The following is an 18411-nucleotide window of genomic DNA, read 5'->3' on the forward strand; positions in this document are numbered from 1 at the left end:
GCCGCTTTGCCGCCATGAGCGACTAGGCTGCCATACGCTGCGCTTCCTGAAGAAGATCCAAAGGCCTGCATGGCTTTGAATAGAGCTTGGAGGCCGGATATCTTTTATTCAGCTGGGCGTGGTCAGCGTGACCGGAGTGAAAAACAAACGGTACCTGGATGTTGGTCAGTGCGTCCGCGACAGGGAAAACATCGCCGTCTACGAGTCTGACATCGAGAACCGCGCAATCTGGACGGTTATTTGCCAGATATTCGAGAGCCTCCTGCGTAGAGGGATAGGGTCCAGCCACATCCCAGCCCTCATCCTCGAAAATCATCTGCAAATCGAGCGCAACAAACATCTCGTCTTCAACAAGCAAAACCGTTTTATTCATTTGCACCTACGGAAATTGGCATTTTTAATTGGTGACGAAGGATATGTCCGTCTCCATCTGTTACGAGCGTTGCCCTCAGCTGGCGAGCGGCCGTCGAAAGAAGAACAGTGCCAAACCCTTGCCGATCCAGTTGGCCCACTTCAATTTCTCTATGCTCCTCCCAGGTCATCACCAGAAAGGCTTCATCAAAATCCCATCGAACGGATAGCTGTCCGTCGACGGCGCCCAGCACGCCGTGCTTGACGGCGTTGGTCGCCCATTCATGGAGGATAAGGGTTAAAGGCGTGATAAACTCCTGGCGAATAGTGAGATTCGGCCCGTGAACCGACATTGAACTTTGCTGTGAATATGGGGAGAGCATGACATTCAGCAATTCATCGAGGGGAACTCCGTTTTCTCGATCCTGACGGGTCGCAAGCGAGTGTGCCTGCCCCAATGCTAAGATGCGCCCTTCCATGTTGGCTACAAAAGATGGGACGGAAGTGTGGTTACGCGAGGCGACGCGCATGATCCCGGCGATCATCGCAAACAGGTTCTTCACACGGTGGTTCATTTCCCCGAGCATGAGGTCACGTGCTTCGGCACGATCATTTTCAGCCGTCACGTCCACGCAAACGCCCATGACACGCCCGCGCCTGCGATGGGTAACCGGTCTGGCGAAAACCTTTAGCCAACGGGTTATCGATGATGTGGGCTCCAGTTTAAGCGTGAGATCAAAGCCCTTGTGCGTGTTGGAGGCCATTCTGATTGCTTCAGCGACCTCTTCTCTTCTCGGCTCTGGGATGGCGCTGAGGAATTCCTGAAACTTCACGTTCTCGGCCCTAAAGCCGAAGAAATCGCGCATGGTGCTGTTCAACGCGATGCTGTCATCGTCAGGCAGAAACTCCCACACGCCGATCCCGGCGGAGTGAACGGCCAGATCGAGACGCTCCTGCTCGGCAGCAAGCTCGTTTTGCACATCCAGTGCTTGGGTTATGTCAGTCAGAACAATGGTGGCGCCGTCAATCGTTCCGTCTGACGTGCGGTACGGAAGAATGCGCAACGTGAACGTGCGTGCGTGCGTGCGATCGGGAACGGTTTCGAAGGCATCGCGGCCTTCCGCCATGACCTTTCGAACGTTGGCCACGTAGTCAAAATCGAGAACATGGCTGGCGACATCCGAAAAGGGTCTCCCCTTATCGCTAGGTTGCAGCGGAAATAAACCCGTTGCGGCTTGTGTGAAGGACCTGATGCGAAGATCTTTGTCAAGAACCACGACGGCCAGACTGGTCGAATCGAAAAAGTTCTTGAGGTCGGAGTTTGCCGTCGTAACTTGGTCGATCTTGCCTTTCAGCTCGTCATTGACTGTTGTCAGTTCCTCGTTTGTCGATTGAAGCTCTTCATTCATCGACATCATTTCTTCGTTGGAACTTTTCAATTCCTCGTTCGCGGTTTCAAGCTCCTCAATGGCCGTTCGTAGTCGATGCTTCGTAAAGCGAAGCTCGCTCTCCAATGCCTCCACATGACCGTCACCCGGCTCGAGTTCGATCAGATCGCTATCGACAGGCACAGTGAGCTTGCCCTTCTCTTGGAACACGAAGAGCAGTGTGCCGTCGCTCAAAGGATCGCAAATGATGTCAACCGTGAGGGTACCAAAGTCCGTGACAGCTTCGACGTCCCGAGCAATGACCCGCCTGCCCGCCTTTCCAGCTTGCCTAAGAAGCGGTCCTATATTCTCTTTAATCCCCGGCCGCGCCAACGCAGTTGCACTGCTTTCATTCGAACGAGACACGGGAAATTCGAAAAAGCGACTGAGAGGCCCGTAGGCTGCTACGATCTGGCCATCTGTATCGAGCACCAGGCAGGCCGGAACATAACGGTCGACAATTTTAGTGACCGCAAGGCTGTCGTCGGCGCGCGTCCTCGTAGGAACGGCCGAGGGCGTTTCTCGTCTGGTGGATTCGCGCCGGTTGCCCGCTGGCAACGGAATTGGGTACGCAGGTGAGCCTGGCATGCGCTCGAAAAGGCGGGTTTTTTGATCAACGGCAGAAAACAGCTTTTCGAAACGTCCAACGCTCTCCGACGTCCCCAGAAATAAGAACCCGCCTGGCCTCAACGAATAATGGAGAAGCGGCATCACCGTCTGCTGCAGTTTGTCGTCGAAATAGATCAGCAAGTTGCGGCAGGAGACGAGGTCGACCTTCGAAAATGGCGGGTCTTTGATCAAGCTGTGAGCCGAGAAGCGGATCATGCTTCGAATTGCTGAATTGAATGTAAACCGATCCTTTTGCGGGACGACGAACTGCTCTTGGAAATTCAAGGGAATATCCGCGAGCCCGGCAAGCGGGTAAATTCCTTCTCTGGCAATCTGCAGCATGCTTTCGTCAATGTCGGTCGCGAAAATCTGGACATTGCATTTCAACCCGAGAACGTTCGCAGCGTCTGCGAAAAGCATTGCGATTGAATAGGCTTCTTCACCGCTTGAACATCCAGGCACCCACACCCGAATTTCGTCGTCGCTTCTCTCTGCCTCGCGCAATAGAGGGACCACTGCCTTATCGACGAGAACATCAAAAGCGGCTTTGTCGCGGAAAAAATTGGTGACGTTGATGAGAAGGTCTCGGAAAAGAGCTTCGCATTCATCATTGTCGCCCTTAATCCGCTGCAGATAAGCGGCCGCCTTATCAATGCCTAGGACGTGCATTCGGCGTTCGACCCGACGTATGACGGTCGACCTTTTGTAATTGGAAAAATCGTGTCCGATGGCCGAACGTAGGACGCGACATAAATCGTCAATATGATCTGCAATGACCTGGCCAGCACTGGTCCCGGCCGGCCGCCTGAAGAAGAACTGGTTCAGGCAGTCCAGGATCTCGGATGGCGCTCTTATGTAATCGACCAAGCCCGTGCTGACCGCAGATGTCGGCATCCCATCATACTTCGCGGTCTCCGGTTCCTGGACAACGCACAGTCCTCCATTTTCTTTCACCGCCCGCAGGCCCGTTGTTCCGTCGGCGCCAGTCCCGGACAGGATGACGCATGCGGCATTCGCATGCTGATCGTTCGCCAAGGAGATGAAGAAGTCGTCAATTGGGCGACGGAGACCTCGAGGTTGCGTAAACGACGCCAACTCCAGGCGGCTCTCTCGGATTGAGAGACCCTGACCTGGGGGAATAATGTAGACACACTCCGCCTCCAGCCGCTCACCGCCCTCGCACTGAAGCACTTTTAGGCTGGTATGCCGTGCTATCAGCTGTGCGAGCATGCTTTCATGGTGAGGGTCCAGATGTTGGACCACGACAAAGGCCAATCCAGTTGGCAAGACCGCAGTGGAGAACAGGTCGCGCAGAGCCTCGAGACCACCAGCGGAGGACCCGATCCCGACGACTGGTACAAACCCGTCGGCGCTTGTTTGGTCGTTCATTTCTACGTGCAGCACAGTTGACCTTTAGTGGCTGGGATTGCGATCAAGCTCGGCGAGGGTGACCTTTGCCTGTGCGATGGCGTTTGTGGAATTTGCGACAGTAGACAGGGTACCTTCCAGCATCACGTTGTGTCCTTCGAGCAATGGCCTTATCCGCAAAAGCGCGCCCCCCAGCTCATGGTCGTATTGATCTAGCAAATGTGGACTCGATCTGCTGATATCGAACTGCGATGCGAAAATGTAACGGGTCACCTCGCCTGACGTCGTTAGACGGGACATGAACAGGAGGTTCACAAACGGTCTTCCATCTTTTCGAAAGTTGACGATCGGCGTCCTAACAGACGTGCCCTCGCCGGAAAGAAATTGCCGGATTTTCGCCTTGGCCTCCAGATTGTCTCCTTGCCGACCGTCTGGATTGGTCTGGAGAAAGCGACAGTTTCTGCCCAGCACCTCGTCAGCGCCGTATCCTGTAAGCTCGGAAAAGCGATCGTTTACCAAAAGGAGCAGGTTATCCTCGCTTGCCTCCGCAAGAGCGAGTGCGATCGAGGAATTCTCGAAAAAGTTGATAAGAGGGCGGTCAACTTCAATGTCTGTCAAGTTAGTGATCCGATCAGATTCCGGTTTCGAAACTAGGTAATGCATGACCGGAGTTAATCAAAAGAAATTCGAACTCTCGACCAGACTAAATACCTGAGGGAATGTTGATATGCGTCAGGTGTAGATTACCCAAGGTTGTGGATGCCGTTGTTACGGCCAGTCTTTGTGCGCGATCGAAGGCGCAATTCGAGCATCAGGGACGGTCATCTGCGAGCTGTAACCTTATGTACGCTAAGGTACAGAGGCGAGAATACGCGCTGGATTTGGCGGTAGCATTGGAACCGCTTCTCGCCAAACGTGTTTTCCAACGTCATTTCAAAGGAGGACATGATGGCTACCACCAAGACCAACACGAAAACGCTTGATGATCTGTTTCTTGATACGCTCAAGGACATCTACTTCGCCGAGAAGCAGATTTTGAAGGCATTGCCAAAGATGGCCCGCGCTGCGCAGTCCGAAGAAGGCAAGGCGGGTTTCCTTCAGCATCGCGATGAGACCCAGGGTCAGATCGAACGCCTGGAACAGGTTTTCGAACTTCTTGGCAAGCCTGCCCGTGGCAAGACTTGCGAAGCGATCCAGGGGATCATCTCCGAGGGCGAGGAAATCATGGAAGAGTTCAAGGGCTCCCCTGCCCTGGACGCTGGTTTGATTTCCTCGGCTCAGGCGGTAGAGCACTACGAGATCGCGCGTTACGGCACTCTGATCGCCTGGGCCACCCAGCTTGGCTTGAAGGACGCAGTCCCGCTCCTCCAGGCAAACCTCGAAGAAGAGGAAGCGACGGATCAGAAATTGACGCAGCTTGCCGAGACGGCAGCGAACGCGAAGGGCGCCAAAGCAGCCTAACGCCTGATCAGGGCTGCCTCGAACGGGGCAGCCCTATTGCATGTAGGCCAGTACCCATCGTCCATTATGTTGCTCGGGATGGGAGATAGTCTGGATAAAGCTTCGACCGCAAACTCCACTTGCAGCATGAACACCCGGATTGTGCTGGGCATAGCGATGCCCGTCAGTTTCTCGCGTGCCAAAAAACGGTCCACGCCCGCCTGCCGCATGCGCCTTTGACCTTCGGCCTGGATTTGCTCCTTCTCACCTGCAGCCTGAGTTTTGGATTGGCTTAATCCACCTTCGATCAACTTCAACATTCCAAGTGCCCTGATTTTTGTCCGCCTATCTCAGAGAAAACTGCGATTCCTGGCAAGACGTTCGACTTTGGGCGGCGGCAACTTTCATGCTGCGTGACAAATTCGTGACAGCAATGGTCGTCATAAAAGGAGGCGGAAGCCAGCATCGGTCAAGCCGGTTCGAGCTCTGTGTTGGCGGATTTGCATGCACCGAGCTCTGGGCAACATTGGGTCGCCCGAGCAAGCCAGCGTAAGAATGCTTGCAGATCGAAAGGGATGGACTGGAAACGACGCCTCCCAGCAGACTTCGCGCTGCGGAACGAATCACCTCCGAAATGATTGAGTCGCAGTAGGGTAAGTCTTCGACAGGGATCATTCTTATGCGTAGTCGATCGAAGCCGCTCCTTCGCGATGATCAGGTCGCGAAATCCAGGCCCAAGCGGCCGCGCGACCCTGCGCAACCAAACCTTCCGTTTGATGAAATGCCCTCCCGGATTGAACCGGCTCTAGCACTTCTCAAATCGAAAGCGCCCGTCGGCCCCGACTGGGCTTTCGAGGTGAAATTTGATGGCTATCGGGTGTCGGTGCACATCGAGCCCAGTGGTGTCCGCATTTTGACGCGCGGAGGCCATGACTGGACGCATCGGTTCCCGGCCATCGCTGCCTCAGCCAGAAAACTCGGGGTCGGCACGGCGATACTTGACGGCGAGGCGGTTGTTCTGGACAACAGAGGTCGATCGGATTTCGGAGCCCTCCAGCGTTCACTGGGCGGCCGGGGAGGCAAGCGAGCGTCGGAGGAAGCCGTGTTTTTTGCCTTCGATCTGTTGTATTTTGATGGACATATCCTGACAAACACTGAGCTGTCCGTCCGGCGTCACTTACTGGCCGACCTGCTTGCCAGAAGTAACGGCGCGGTACAGCTCTCGGAAGAACTCGAGGGCGACGGTGAGACGCTGCGTCAAGCCGCCTGCGCACACGGGCTCGAAGGCCTTATCGCCAAACATCGAGAGAGCAAGTATCGTTCTGGGCGTACCGGCGACTGGCTTAAAATCAAATGCGTTCAAAGTGAAAGTTTCGTTGTAATCGGGTATGAGCAGAGCAGCGCCGCGCGAGGTGGTATCGGCAGCTTGCTCCTCGCGGCTCGTGATGGAGAAGGATGGAAGTCCGTCGGTTCGGTTGGGACTGGTTTCAAGGAAGCTGAAGCCTTCTATCTCAAGCAGACCCTCGACAGGTTGAAGACCAAAAGGCCGGCGGTTCCGATCAGGGGGAAGAATTTGGTCTTCGCACAGCCGACGCTCATTGCCGAGATCAATTTTCGTGGATGGACGGACGATGGCAATCTTCGTCACGCGTCGTACAAGGGCTTGCGTGAGGTCCAGGATAACGCAGCGATCTTCCAGATCGACAGCCAGAAAGCATGATGGAAGCGACGGAGTGCAGCATGTATCCCAGCAACGCGGATCCATCGCACGGCCACTTCGGGTGGCCCAACTGCATCCGCCGCGCGGCCTCCTGACCTTCATCGGTTTCTCGGACCGAACACCGCGACCGCGGACGGAGCAAGTATCGGAACGATGGAGCCGACTGGTCGTTGTGGATGAAGTGACATCGTCGTTTGCGACCGTTCAGCAACAAGGAGGCCTCAATGGCAGAGCCTACGAAAACAACGTCAGATTTGATACATGCAGTCATGGCGGAGCTGGGTATTGTCGATCCAGTTTCAATCGCTGCTGCCACCGAACGACACGCGGAAATGATTGAAGTTTACAAGCAAGGCAAGATGACCACCGCGGCCCTCAAGCATAGCTTGGCGGCGCGTCCCAACACCGAAGAAGGTGGCAGCGAAAGCGCAGTTGTTGATCACACCCGCCCGTCACAAAGTCGATAGGCGGCCCAGTCGTTCGAACTTGATGATCACGAACAGGAGGTCGTCCCGCCGCGCCCTTTGATACGCTTTTCGCCTCTTAATGTGTGGCATTGTGGTGGCGGGAGTGTTGAACTCTTCAGGAACGATGAGCCAAGCAGAGGCCAACCACGTTTACCCCTCCGGGATGACGGGGGCAAACCACGCCCCGGACGACCTACGGTCTCTTGGGGACAAGAGCGGCTCGGGGATTTCTACCCTCCAGGTAGAGGGAATAGGCGAAACATCTTGTCTCTGGAACCGTTGAGCCTCGGTGTCGTTTCAGATAAAACAATCGAGGTCCAATCATGCACAAGAAGTCAGTCATCGTTATTGCCATCTTGTTGGCAGCCTCACCTGCAGCAGCGATCTATCGCCTGAGCCCGCTGAAGATAACATGTGATCAGGCGCGTGCCGCGGTCCATGACCAGGGTGCGGTAATATTTCGCTGGACCTCGCCGCGTGGCCTACCACTCTATGATCGGTTCGTGCGTAATAGCCGATATTGCGACGCAAACGAATATGCCGAATGGAAGCGGATCCCTACGCGAGACCGGTCATGCCCGGTCCTCTTTTGTGAGAACGTCGACCGGCTGGACGGAAACTTCATCATCCCTGATAATTCGCTCTGATGAGATGCACGCGCGACAAATGAGCCATGTCGCGCCTGAGAAACATGGTTTCAGTGCTTTGCCTTGGTGATGGATCCGAGTGCTGGCCTAGCAGCTGGCTTATTCAGGCGAACTCAATGTGCTTTTTCACCAGAGGCGACCAGAATCTAGCGAGCCTGCCAATTAGGCAGCTGCTGCCCCTGCCCGAGAACCGCCCCCGAGGAGAGGAAGACGGAAGCCATATGGACGCGTAAATGGAACGCTTATCCGTTACTCGTGCGCGCTGACGCCCATTTAGGACCTCCAGTGCTTGCAAAAAGGCACCTATAGGCCTGCCAGCACTCCCTCAGCGCCTGAATACCCTGAGGCGGTATCAGCCGGCCACGACACCGACGCACAGCAGCGTTCCTCGGCCGACGTCCAAGACCAAGAAATGGGCGCTCCCTATCCAGAGCCTCTCACCTAATTGTACGCGGTGTCGTCAGTCGCCACGTGGAACTAAAGACGCCTCATTCACCAGATGCCTGAGAGTTAGTCATTTGGGCCGGCTGGCCTATGGCTTCTTCTTGAGTGCGCTGGGCTTATGAGCTGCCTTGGCGCCGGTCTTCGAACTCTCAACGATGATCTGCGGATCTGCTTGGGACGCTTTGACGTCGTGACCCTTGATCTTCGTTGGGCTGGTTTGTTTCTTGACGACGGTGCCCGTCGTTTCGCCCTGGCTGGTTTTCCAGGTGACATGGTCACCCTTTTTCAGGTCTTTGCTCACAATTTCCTCCGTGCAACACTGAAAAATATTCGGGCTTACCCGTCACTTTGCGGTGACGCGCAGCGCTCCTAGATCGCCGAATGTTCGGTGGAGTGCGGTGATATTGTCCGCAGTTATGTCTGCTGATACTTCGATCTCGCCGCTGAGCTTGGCATCGTCTCGTCCATGTTCAGTGGCTGAGGGAGCGTCGCCACCGCTGACGTCAACACCCGAGGAATTATGACGACCAGCGGCACGAACGAACACATCTGTCCTTTCAATACCGATTTTTTGCACCAGGTGCTCGATCGCGAGGTCCGCAGCTTCCCGCGTTTCGAAAGTTGCTGTAACGGTCTTGGTCTTGCTGTCTGACATTTTCCACTCCTTTGACAGGAATAGAATTGTCAGCAAACAAGTAAGTTCCCGGCCGGCCTTCTTTCTGAGACGACAACGTGCTGGCCTTCGCCAATCACTCGCCTGGCCGTCCCCTCCATCTTGCTGGAGCATGGGGCCCTATAGCCTGGACCGTCGGGTGAGCCACTATGCGCCTGCGCTCCGATCAAATTGGCTGCCGCGAATGTGGCAGTTTCTTACGGGACCAACTGCGTCGACAAGGCTGAAACTTACGAGATTGACTTGGAGGACCGTATCGATACCTAGCATTTTTCGAGCTGATGATCGCGATGTTCACGCTCGCTGGTCGTGCGTAGGTTCTACTATCGCGCCATTTCATTGGAGGTTGAAGTTGACCCTGATTGAACTTGATAAAGCCGCTTGGATCAATCTCGAACGAGCAGGTACGGACTCCGGCTCAGCCTTGCGCTACCTGAACTTTTGTACGGTCGATCGCGACGGACATCCGCAGGCTCGCCTGGTGGTCCTTCGGGCCGCGAACCGTGAAGACCGCACGATCGAGATCCACACGGATATTCGCTCCGCGAAATGGCGCGAAGTGAGCGCCAATCCAGCAGTGACGGTGTTGGCGTTTGACGCGGCGCGTGGTCAGCAACTTCGATTGCGCGGCAAGGCGGAACGCCATGGGCGAGGGAGCCCCAAAGCGGCAGACGCGTGGGATAGGCTGTCGCCATGGACGCGATCGACCTACACTGGTGGCCCTCCGGGAGAGTCATCGGCCGACGTTGAGCTTGAGACGGCCAGTGCTGGTGGCAAAGAAGGAAAGTTTGTCTTTGGAGTGATCGTATTTCAGGCTTTTCAACTTGATTGGTTTCAATTGAAGCGCGGTGGCAATCGGCGGGCGATGTTTTTATATGGATCCGGTAGCGAATTGGTGGATGCGCGAGAGATCAACCCCTGATCTTGCTAGGACTCAGCTTGTCGGTTTCGGCAGCACGACCGTAGCCGACAGACCTCCCTCGGGCATGTCCTGCAGCACGAGACGGCCGCCGTAAAGACCCGAAACTTCCTTGGCTATCGATAGACCGAAGCCGTCCCCCGGCACGGTCTCGTCTAAGCGAACACCTGGGCTCAAAACGTCAGTCAAGTCGTCGCTGTTAATGCCGGGACCGTCGTCGGCGACGACAATTGCGATTTCGCCGCGATCTTGCGCGCCGGCTATTCGAACGGACGAGTTCGCCCACTTGCACGCGTTATCGATTATTGCCCCCAGTATCTCGTCGACGTCTTCGGGGGCGCACGCGACACTTAGGGTCTCATCCAGCTGGTTTGAGATAGTCAGCTGCCTGTCTACATACAGTTTCTGCATCATCGCCACGATATCATCGACATGCGAGCGAAGCTGGGTAGTGGGAGCGAAACCTGCCGCTGACACCCCTGCCCTGGCCCTTGCCAGGTGATGTTTGATCTGACGGTCGATCCTTTCGACTTGCAGACGCGCCTCTCCGGTCGGATCAGCGTCATCGTTCAAAGCGAGATAGAGACTCGCCACGGGGGTTTTGAGACCATGCGCCATGTTTGCAAATTGGAGCCGTGTTTCGGCAATCCGCAGCTGGTTCCGCTCTACCAAGCGATTGATCTCCCCAACGAGCGGGCGCAACTCCTCCGCCTGAGGCTCATCAAGTCCCCTTGATTGACCGGACGAAACGTCGGCAACCTTCTCAGCCAGCGTTCGAAGAGGCGAAAGACCGTAACGGACCTGAAGCAGGATGCCGACAACGAGCAGCCCACCCAACACGAGCATTGCCGGGACGAGAAATAACAGTGCCCGTAGTACGGGCATGACAAGAGCCGAGCGCGGTGCGGTGGCGATGATCTCGACCCCGCCTCCTGCCGTGAACGACTGCGAGGTCAGGAAATGCAGGTTTTGCCCGCGGTTGTCCCGTCCGGCGCCCGCTCGTGGGGTTCCAGTCAGCAGGTTGCGCCAATCAACGGGCTGCGGAGGGTTCGACAAGTTCGCTCCAGAAAGAGAACTGGAGGTCAAACGCTTTCCAGCAGTGCTCACCTGCCAATACCATCCAGACCCGGGCCGATCGAACGGCGGGCCGTCAAGGTTACCGTCAACCGCAAGCGAACCATCGAGGCCAATCTTTATACTGCCCCTGACAGCTTCGATCTGCACGCTCAGCCGCTGGTCGACCTGATCCCTGACCACATTGGCAACGATAAGGGCGAGGACGACGCAAGCAACTACCAGTGCTGCAAGGGCATAGAATATCGAAAAAACGATGAGGCGTCCCGCAATTGTTTGCGGATTTCGCAAACGCGACGCGATCATTTGCTGTTTGCCGTCAGCATGTAGCCGCGTCCGCGTTCTGTCTCGATCCTGTCGGTACCAATCTTTCGTCGAACCCGCGCGACGATGACTTCGATTGAGTTGGAATCAACATCCGCGTCGCCTTCATAGACCCGCTCGATGAGTTCTCTCCGATCCACGATGACCTCCTTTCGCAACATCAGGCATGAGAGTACACGCCACTCGAAGGCCGTTAGCTTCAACGGTAGTCCTGCGAGCTCAAATGTGCCGAGCTGGGCATCGAACGACAGGTCGCCACAGGTGATGACGGACGCAGCGTGGCCCGCCGAGCGCCGAACGAGGGCGCGCAGCCGAAGGACGAGCTCCTCGACCCGAAAAGGCTTTGTCAGGAAATCGTCCGCTCCAGCCTTGAATGCAGCGACTTTGTCCGGCCAGCCGTCACGGGCCGTCAGCACTACAACAGGAAGCGTACGCCCCGCGTCCCGCCATGATTTTAAAACCGCGACACCATCGATCTTCGGAAGGCCAAGATCCAGGACGGCTGCGTCGAATATCTCTGTGAGCCCGGCGTGCTCGCCGTCTTCGCCGTTTCGAGCGAGATCAACGACGAAGTTCTGCGACCGTAGGGCGGCTGCAATTTGGTGGGAGAGGTCGGCATCGTCCTCTACAAGGAGAATTCGCATGAATACCCGGAAGCTGTTTATAGTCTCACTATGAACTAGGGCGAATTCGCTTAACTGAAACTGAACCGTGTCATTCAGTCTGCGTGGGGACCGAAAATCGTATCGTCACCCTGTCAAAACCAACAGGAGACACTGTGATGTCCATCGAAGATAGCTCGCCAAATCCCCGCGAGAACGAGAAGAACACGTCCCCCGGGCGCCCCACCAAGCACTTTGCGGCGTTCGCCATCTCGGCGTTCGTTGTCCTAGCAGTCGGTGCAGCAGGCGGCGCAACGGCAATGAAGCTCACCAGGCCTAACGTGGAAATGGCGCCGTTGACCCCTGTCGTGATCACGAGCCTGAAAGACAGCAACGCCATCGTGACGATCAAGGGCAACGTTGCAGAGATCTATGGAAACAAGTTCATCGTGCAGGATGCTAGCGGCCGAGCGCTGATCGAGACCGGCCCTGCTGGAGATGATGGAAAGCTTGTCGCGCTAGACGAGCCTGTCACCGTTCAGGGAAGGTTTGACGATGGGTTCCTTCGCGCAAGCTATATTGTGCATGGCGACGGAAAAACGGATGCGCTTCGCCCACCGCCCGGCCCCCGCCCACATGGTGGCCCATTGGAGGAGGCCATGCGGCACCTGAAACCCTAGTCATCTCGTTTGCCAACGCCACAGGCCTACCGCATGAAATGGGCGACTTGGAGAGGACGTCTCTTTCGACGTCTTCTCCAACGCCATTTCGATTTCGGGATGGTCGAGCGGTGGTTCTCGGGTCATACGAAGGCGCTCTATCGCTTCTGTCTTCATCTGAGCTTACCATTGCTCATAACGCGCCAAACTTGATCTTGGCGGCCTCTGGCTTTAGAGAGGCCCTAGATAAACATATGGACTGACAGACTTTGACCACGCGCTACCTATGGACGCTAGACCGTTTTGGTCAGCAGTCCCGTAACGGCCTCGCGACTGAAAATGAGCTTCTAGATATACTCAATGGGGAAGCTCTGCCATCTGTGATGCCCGCCGATTGGCTCCTGGCGACGATGCAAATCGACATGGAAGGCAGCGGTCTTTCGATCCACGAGTCTAGCCATAATCCTGAGGATAGTTGGAAGCTTGAACTGAAAATAGCGCGTTGACGCCAAGGACAGTGCAAAAAGCAGGAGCATGACAATGGGTGAATTCACAGTCGACGATGCGACGAAGCGGATCTACGAATACCTTCAGGCGGACAATGTCGATATCGATAAGCGCATTGCAGATCTCAAGGCGGCTCTGGCGCTTGAGGGTTTGAAGGAGGCCGTATTCGACCCCGTCAAGCTTGTGCAGGGAAATCGCGAGGCAGAAAGCGAATGAAGGCATATTTCCGCCAGCGTGGGGTGACGGTTAAGTTTCCTAACTGATGCTCGGCCAGCAGCAAGGGTCCGAATTGGGTTCGGCCGTGCTGATCATTTCCCGTGACTTTGCCAGATTGTAAGCGGCGAGAAGAGCGCCTTCTCGCAAGCAGTACCCGTCTGACTTACCTGGTTACCTCGGGGCTTAACAGCCGGGGAATTCGACCAAATGAGCCTGAGCGTGGGAATGCAGATTGAGGGGCCTGCCCACGCCTCTTTTTACGACCTTTGCGAAGTTCAATGTCTCTCGGTTATAGAAGGCTCGGTACCCTCGGCTTCCATTTTCAAACGCGCATCACGGAGACGAGCGGTCTTGGCATGACGCACTACGCGTTCTCGCTCGACGATTGAACGAGCGATACTGTCGGTATCAGCGGCAAGTTTGCGTCGGCCTTCTTGCGTTATCGATTGCCTGACTAATCCCATTGAATTTCTCCGGTCGGCTTTCAAACGGTCCCAGCGCCCGGACCAGTTGGTCAAGAAGCGCCGCTTGAGTTGATTTGAACGAGGTCGACGCTGGCGGTGATCGCTCGCTGGCCTTTCTCGGAATCGATCGCACAGTGGTTCAAAGCGCACCATTCGCGAACGGCGGCAGTAACGGTTTCGATCTGGTCGTCGGTTAGTGATATGAGGGATATCAACATGGGCGGGACTCCTCCGATAGTTCGGCAAGAGCAAGTAGCAACTCCCAAGCGACGTCCACCATTTCAACTCGACGCCGACGAAAGGTAGTGTACTCTCATTTCGAGAGATTGAAACTTTTAACAACCTTTGTACGGTATGGCACAAAAGTGCTTTGAGTTGAAAATTGACAATGGTCCCCCGTGGTGCTGACTGAATGATGTGATGTGCATGCCTGGTTTTAGGGCCGAAACGTATCACCCAGTCAGCCCCTGCACTATCACGCACGCATATGAACAGGGCAATATGTCGACATGACCGTACGGTATCAGACAATCTGGTTGCGCTTGAGCAGCGTTTCCGAACATAATTTCGAAAGTGTCGATTGCATCACCCTGACGGCAAGACGCTTGTCGGAATAATTTGCGAACGCGACCCCTGGATACTGAATGGAGTGAGATCGATCTCTCTTGGCGCGCTTGCAACTTATCAAGCCGCGGTAACTATTGTCATCGCTGACTCCCGCTGCTCCTGTGCTGTAACTTCACACAAAATGCCCATGCCAGACGTTCGATATGCTGGGGTGGCGGAACTCCTTGCCATGACGGGTGTTAGTGGTGTAGTCGGGCGTAAGCGTAATTGGAGCGCGGTGCTCTCCCTACCCTCGGAAAACCGAGGTCGCTTCCAGCCTTCGCGCTGTGACGCGGGGTTCGAATCCCTGCCCCGACTACCAAATTTCGGCCGCGGGACGAGTACGGCTTAGGGTGTAATAACCTTTGGCCTTTCGTTGCGTTTGAGCCCAGGAGCCACGCTTGGCTGGCGACTTTCGAGAAGTCAGACATGAAACAGCTGTTTGCGAGTTTACCCGTTCAAAATGCTGAATGGTTTGGCGAGGGGCATCCAGCAACGCGCCGCAGAGAGCGACGCTGACGCAGTTATTTGTGATCAGTGAAGCCGCGTTGTGCTAGCTCGTCGATTTTCCTGGGAAGGTCATCCTGTACAGCTCGCGGTTCTTGTTTGGAGATCTGGCCCTTGGTAGCGTCGTTTGCAAGCTCGACGTCGCCATGGTCCCAAGTTTGGACAACGTTCGATGTAGGGTTTACGCCTGGAAGTGAGGGAGGCGGTGCGTTCGAAACCGGCTCTCTAGCGCCGGCTGCTACGTCCTTCATTTCGATTCCGCCGTCGATCCATCGTTCAATCAGCTCCCTGAAACGCGAATTTCCGTCGATAGGCACCCCAAGATCTCGGTACTTCGATGCCGTCTTTCGAAATATCAGGCGTCGCCGCTCTCTTTGAGATAGCTTCGCCAGATCGTCGAGGGAGTGGGCCATCATGCAAACCTGAGCATATTGCGGACGGGAAGAGAATTGGCTCGTTAGGCCTCACAACGCACAAGCCTGGCAGCCATGTTCTATTAAAAGGAGCCAAGGCAGTCACCTTCGATCCCGCGATGATGTGATCACCGCCTTAAGATTTCCCTAACGCAAGAGGGCGGATAGGCGACCAACCGTCGATTAGCTCACCGATTGTTGTCCGTGGCTCGAGGCCTTTTCTTGGCCCCGCGAGCCTGTTCAACGCCGGTGCCCAGAGGACCATAGTGGGCGCCCATATCACGATTGGTCGCGACGGCGATAAGTCGGCCGGCCATCTCGATGAACCTTCCGGGATCAGCGAGTTTGCCGGTGAGTGCGCGATCGCGGAACGCCTTCGGCAGACCCTCTCTGTCGTAACCACTGTCAGATCGTTTGGATAAGCGCCTTTACGGCTCTTCGGATTTTGCCGGGCCAGTCGCAAACACAGTTGTTGGCATAGATCTGGTGAGAACCCACCGAGGCTGACGCGATGGGTTGCTAACGGGCCTCGGATGCTAGCGTTCCGTCGAGAATAACGTCTTGGCCGCCCTGTGTTGATCTTGATGCACGCCGAGCTGCACTCATGTCGTCCATCATTTTCTCAGCGAAAATGACAGCTTGTTCGTCATTGACGGCACTATCCACGGACATGCGCACGGTAATGAGCTCGTTGCCCTCCCCATGATACTCTACCGTAATCGTACCCTCGGTCGTTCTCGCTACATTCAGGCCCAAAAGGCGCATCTGAAACGTTCCTCATATTGTCGACGCGACATACATCTCGCTGGCGCATATGAAAGCTCTCGATGATCATATGGTTCCATTCTAATCGAGCCGGCTTGCGACTGGTGCGTTCAAGCTCAGCTTGTGAGAGTTGGTTGCGTGCGATAGCGAAATCGATATGCAAACGCCATTGGTTCAGCCTTTCCGGGCGTCCAACCTCGCAGAGCGAGTTTGATGGCGCAACCCTCTCCGCTTTTGGTTGGCCGGCCTTCCGATGACTGAAGCAATCGTGCCTCTCGCGATTTCGCTGAGGGAGCCCGCGGCGCAAAATTCCATTCCAACGTCTTTTCCCGTAATCTGATACCAAGCCTGGATCGTAGGAATGCTCAAGTGACGCCGCTTTGCGTTCGAAACACCTTCACTCCGGCGGTGCAATCGAATGGAGGGCAAGTAATGGATTTTGACCCATTGGTTGCGAAGCAGGTTCACATCTATGATCCCTGCCACAAGGCTACCGCGCCGTTGTCATAGGTGCGAGCGGAGGGATCGGGCGTGCGCTTCGTGATCGTTTAAGAAGCGATGAACAGCTTGGCGAGCTGGCTGAGGTTGCGCGCGGGTCTGACGGGTTCGATCTGCTATTGGAGGTGAACATCGCCGATCGCGCGGGTCGCATCTCGAACGGCCCTATCCATTTGCTGATATGCGCGACGGGCGTGCTTACGACGCACGGTCAGTCACCGGAGAAATCTCTTCGTCAAATCGATCCCGAGATCATGCTTTCGCAGTTTCGCGTCAATGCGATCGGCCCAGCGTTGGTGGCAAAGCATTTTCTGCCGCAGCTAGATCGCAGGTCTCGGACGGCGGCGGTGTTTCTGTCCGCACGCGTTGGCTCCATTACAGATAACAAAAAGGGCGGCTGGATCTCGTATCGCGCGTCCAAGGCGGCGCTCAATCAGATTGTTCGAACCGCCTCCATCGAGTTGGCGCGAACGCATCCAAATGCCGTCGTCACGGCTATGCATCCGGGAACGGTCCGAACGCCCCTCTCTGCTCCCTACTCAAAGGGTCATCCGACGGTCAGTCCCGAAGAAGCGGCCACCTCAATCCTTCGCGCGCTGGACAGACAGACTGAGACGGGCAAGTTCATCGCATACGATGGCAGCCCGATTGAATGGTAGGTGCGGTTGCCACAAGCGAGAGCAAGCGACCTGACACTTCAGAGCGGTGGAGCCCGCCTTAACGCGATTGAAACATAATCGGAGCCTCGGACCTCTTGGCCACTGGCTGCCCGCCATATCGAGCTTTTTCTAGAATGTGACCCAGGTCGGGTAAGGCCGCGTCGTTGTGGACGAGGATCCAGGACGCACAGGATCTGGCGTTGCAGCGACGATTGCTCGACAGATATCTCGTCGGGGGACAAGCGTTCAGCACTGCCACAATATCGGTAGTCCAGAAGCAGAAAACCGGCGCAACGCTTGTTTCCATCTCGGTGATGGGAGCGACGGTCGCCATGTGCGCCAACAGTCAAATCGAGGCGGTTCTGCCGCTGCCAGGCCGCCATTGATGACGATCGCGCGGCGGACGGCAGCCTTTGCTTAAAAAGAGCTTGGTGTCGAAGCTTGGAATATGGTTCGGAGCCTCACGCGGCGGCGTCGTTTAAGAACGAGACTAACCTTTGCCTCCAAACCCATGAACACTCCCGCCCATCACGCAATCGCCTTGTGAGCAGTTGAGCGCCATCGGTGGTCTAGCTAGCTCACCGGCGCGGGTTTCACACATTAGTGACGGCTGCACAAAGGGGGAAAGTCTTCATCCGCGCGATCGGGGTAGAGGGTCCGTCTCATCTTGCGGATCGCGTCGGCTTCCCGACGGTGCCGAGCGAGCATGATTTTCGTCACCTCTGTGAAAGGTGCGCCCTCGGTTTCCGCGACACGAACGATGCCGCCATGGCTGAGGAATTCACAAAAGGCCTCGACCGACCGAAGTCGTGTCGTCAAGGCAACATAGTCATCTTCAAGTCTGCTCTGCATAGCTGCCTCCTTGAAGAAACTCATGCCCGAAAACGATAGTATAGCAAAGGATCCGCGGTGATGGCAATGCGAACGCCAATTTCAATGTTTGTGGCGGCAAGTTTACTGGCAGCTCCAAAAGTGCCAACCAGAGCGAAGGCAAGCCTAACTTGAGAGCGTCGTTGGTTCGAGGAACGCGAGCTCATATTCAGCTGCGGCCG

Annotated in this window: 18 protein-coding genes, 1 tRNA gene and 1 pseudogene; 10 read left to right on the forward strand and 10 right to left on the reverse strand. The window is 55.8% G+C overall.

All coding sequences use genetic code 11. From position 1 onward, the window contains the following. Positions 1-22: 22 nt before the first annotated feature. From D460_RS0125265 to D460_RS0125275, 3 genes are read right to left on the reverse strand one after another with little or no spacing between them, the layout of a single operon-like run. Positions 23-373: a response regulator gene (locus D460_RS0125265; protein ID WP_037112114.1), complete on the reverse strand. Its 351-nt coding sequence runs from the start codon at positions 371-373 to the stop codon at positions 23-25. Next, entirely contained in the window at positions 366-3776 is a 3411-nt protein-coding gene (locus tag D460_RS0125270) for a CheR family methyltransferase (protein WP_018901390.1), read from the reverse strand. The genes D460_RS0125265 and D460_RS0125270 overlap by 8 nt, the downstream gene beginning before the upstream one ends. Positions 3777-3800: 24 nt before the next feature. Further along, positions 3801-4373, reverse strand: a complete 573-nt coding sequence (locus D460_RS0125275) for a PAS domain-containing protein (RefSeq protein WP_245267804.1) — start codon at positions 4371-4373, stop codon at positions 3801-3803. A gap of 330 nt (positions 4374-4703) precedes the next feature. On the opposite strand from D460_RS0125275, the gene D460_RS0125280 reads away from it, so the two are divergent. After that, positions 4704-5216, forward strand: coding sequence for a ferritin-like domain-containing protein (locus D460_RS0125280; protein ID WP_018901392.1), 513 nt, complete (start codon positions 4704-4706; stop codon positions 5214-5216). On the opposite strand, the gene D460_RS33785 is transcribed toward D460_RS0125280, so the two are convergent. Beyond that, positions 5213-5515, reverse strand: coding sequence for a hypothetical protein (locus D460_RS33785; RefSeq protein ID WP_018901393.1), 303 nt, complete (start codon positions 5513-5515; stop codon positions 5213-5215). The two genes, D460_RS0125280 and D460_RS33785, sit on opposite strands and share 4 nt — an antisense overlap. A 359-nt stretch (positions 5516-5874) precedes the next feature. On the opposite strand from D460_RS33785, the gene ligD reads away from it, so the two are divergent. The 3 genes from ligD to D460_RS36890 all read left to right on the forward strand — a co-directional run bounded on the left by ligD (position 5875) and on the right by D460_RS36890 (position 8029). Next, the gene (gene ligD / locus D460_RS0125290) at positions 5875-6915 is read left to right on the forward strand and encodes a non-homologous end-joining DNA ligase (RefSeq protein WP_018901394.1); all 1041 of its coding nucleotides are present in this window, start codon (positions 5875-5877) and stop codon (positions 6913-6915) included. Between the two features lie 224 nt (positions 6916-7139). Then, positions 7140-7382 (forward strand): hypothetical protein, encoded by a 243-nt coding sequence (locus tag D460_RS33790; protein ID WP_018901395.1) that lies wholly within the window; start codon positions 7140-7142, stop codon positions 7380-7382. A gap of 323 nt (positions 7383-7705) precedes the next feature. Continuing rightward, on the forward strand, positions 7706-8029 hold the full coding sequence (locus D460_RS36890; protein WP_081619974.1) for a hypothetical protein: 324 nt from the start codon (positions 7706-7708) through the stop codon (positions 8027-8029). Positions 8030-8561: 532 nt separating this feature from the next. On the opposite strand, the gene D460_RS0125300 is transcribed toward D460_RS36890, so the two are convergent. Continuing rightward, positions 8562-8774, reverse strand: a complete 213-nt coding sequence (locus D460_RS0125300; RefSeq protein WP_018901396.1) for a DUF2945 domain-containing protein — start codon at positions 8772-8774, stop codon at positions 8562-8564. Between the two features lie 42 nt (positions 8775-8816). Further along, the gene (locus D460_RS0125305; protein WP_018901397.1) at positions 8817-9128 is read right to left on the reverse strand and encodes a hypothetical protein; all 312 of its coding nucleotides are present in this window, start codon (positions 9126-9128) and stop codon (positions 8817-8819) included. Between the two features lie 370 nt (positions 9129-9498). On the opposite strand from D460_RS0125305, the gene D460_RS0125310 reads away from it, so the two are divergent. Further along, positions 9499-10068, forward strand: a complete 570-nt coding sequence (locus D460_RS0125310) for a pyridoxamine 5'-phosphate oxidase family protein (protein ID WP_018901398.1) — start codon at positions 9499-9501, stop codon at positions 10066-10068. A gap of 12 nt (positions 10069-10080) precedes the next feature. On the opposite strand, the gene D460_RS0125315 is transcribed toward D460_RS0125310, so the two are convergent. Together D460_RS0125315 and D460_RS0125320 are read right to left on the reverse strand one after the other, a co-directional pair. Continuing rightward, complete coding sequence (locus tag D460_RS0125315; RefSeq protein WP_018901399.1) at positions 10081-11445, reverse strand: HAMP domain-containing sensor histidine kinase; 1365 nt, start codon at positions 11443-11445, stop codon at positions 10081-10083. After that, positions 11442-12107 carry a response regulator transcription factor gene (locus tag D460_RS0125320; RefSeq protein ID WP_018901400.1) on the reverse strand — a complete coding sequence of 222 codons (666 nt, stop codon included), beginning with the start codon at positions 12105-12107 and terminating at the stop codon, positions 11442-11444. Before D460_RS0125320 ends, D460_RS0125315 begins: the two co-directional genes overlap by 4 nt. 137 nt (positions 12108-12244) lie before the next feature. Between D460_RS0125320 and D460_RS0125325 the strand changes: the two genes are divergently transcribed. The 3 genes and pseudogenes from D460_RS0125325 to D460_RS33795 all read left to right on the forward strand — a co-directional run bounded on the left by D460_RS0125325 (position 12245) and on the right by D460_RS33795 (position 13494). Continuing rightward, the gene (locus D460_RS0125325; protein ID WP_018901401.1) at positions 12245-12745 is read left to right on the forward strand and encodes a hypothetical protein; all 501 of its coding nucleotides are present in this window, start codon (positions 12245-12247) and stop codon (positions 12743-12745) included. Between the two features lie 248 nt (positions 12746-12993). After that, a complete protein-coding gene (locus D460_RS35425; protein WP_081619975.1) occupies positions 12994-13230 on the forward strand; it encodes a hypothetical protein in 237 nt (78 codons plus the stop codon). A 34-nt stretch (positions 13231-13264) separates the two neighbouring features. After that, a pseudogene (locus D460_RS33795) lies at positions 13265-13494 on the forward strand (hypothetical protein). Positions 13495-13961: 467 nt separating this feature from the next. On the opposite strand, the gene D460_RS36525 reads toward D460_RS33795, so the two are convergent. Further along, positions 13962-14129 carry a hypothetical protein gene (locus tag D460_RS36525; protein ID WP_196809371.1) on the reverse strand — a complete coding sequence of 56 codons (168 nt, stop codon included), beginning with the start codon at positions 14127-14129 and terminating at the stop codon, positions 13962-13964. A gap of 598 nt (positions 14130-14727) precedes the next feature. Here D460_RS36525 and D460_RS36150 point away from each other — a divergent pair. Both D460_RS36150 and D460_RS0125360 read left to right on the forward strand, forming a co-directional pair. Beyond that, positions 14728-14839 (forward strand) — tRNA-OTHER (locus D460_RS36150). A 1986-nt stretch (positions 14840-16825) separates the two neighbouring features. Then, positions 16826-17359, forward strand: a complete 534-nt coding sequence (locus D460_RS0125360) for an SDR family NAD(P)-dependent oxidoreductase (protein WP_348625659.1) — start codon at positions 16826-16828, stop codon at positions 17357-17359. 600 nt (positions 17360-17959) lie between these two features. Here the strand turns inward: D460_RS0125360 and D460_RS0125370 are convergent. Then, complete coding sequence (locus tag D460_RS0125370) at positions 17960-18211, reverse strand: hypothetical protein (RefSeq protein ID WP_018901410.1); 252 nt, start codon at positions 18209-18211, stop codon at positions 17960-17962. Positions 18212-18411: the final 200 nt, after the last annotated feature.

Origin of the sequence: Rhizobium sp. 2MFCol3.1 (genome assembly GCF_000377565.1) — a bacterium.
Taxonomy (GTDB): Bacteria; Pseudomonadota; Alphaproteobacteria; order Rhizobiales; family Rhizobiaceae; genus Rhizobium.

Bases quoted from the DNA above. Each gene is read 5' to 3' on its own strand.
- ligD (WP_018901394.1), top strand. From the start codon at position 5,875: ATGCGTAGTCGATCGAAGCCGCTCCTTCGCGATGATCAGGTCGCGAAA.
- D460_RS33785 (WP_018901393.1), bottom strand. From the start codon at position 5,515: ATGTTGAAGTTGATCGAAGGTGGATTAAGCCAATCCAAAACTCAGGCT.
- D460_RS0125305 (WP_018901397.1), bottom strand. From the start codon at position 9,128: ATGTCAGACAGCAAGACCAAGACCGTTACAGCAACTTTCGAAACGCGG.
- D460_RS36525 (WP_196809371.1), bottom strand. From the start codon at position 14,129: ATGTTGATATCCCTCATATCACTAACCGACGACCAGATCGAAACCGTT.
- D460_RS0125280 (WP_018901392.1), top strand. From the start codon at position 4,704: ATGGCTACCACCAAGACCAACACGAAAACGCTTGATGATCTGTTTCTT.
- D460_RS0125315 (WP_018901399.1), bottom strand. From the start codon at position 11,445: ATGATCGCGTCGCGTTTGCGAAATCCGCAAACAATTGCGGGACGCCTC.
- D460_RS36890 (WP_081619974.1), top strand. From the start codon at position 7,706: ATGCACAAGAAGTCAGTCATCGTTATTGCCATCTTGTTGGCAGCCTCA.
- D460_RS33790 (WP_018901395.1), top strand. From the start codon at position 7,140: ATGGCAGAGCCTACGAAAACAACGTCAGATTTGATACATGCAGTCATG.
- D460_RS0125370 (WP_018901410.1), bottom strand. From the start codon at position 18,211: ATGCAGAGCAGACTTGAAGATGACTATGTTGCCTTGACGACACGACTT.
- D460_RS0125325 (WP_018901401.1), top strand. From the start codon at position 12,245: ATGTCCATCGAAGATAGCTCGCCAAATCCCCGCGAGAACGAGAAGAAC.
- D460_RS0125270 (WP_018901390.1), bottom strand. From the start codon at position 3,776: ATGAACGACCAAACAAGCGCCGACGGGTTTGTACCAGTCGTCGGGATC.
- D460_RS0125265 (WP_037112114.1), bottom strand. From the start codon at position 373: ATGAATAAAACGGTTTTGCTTGTTGAAGACGAGATGTTTGTTGCGCTC.
- D460_RS0125320 (WP_018901400.1), bottom strand. From the start codon at position 12,107: ATGCGAATTCTCCTTGTAGAGGACGATGCCGACCTCTCCCACCAAATT.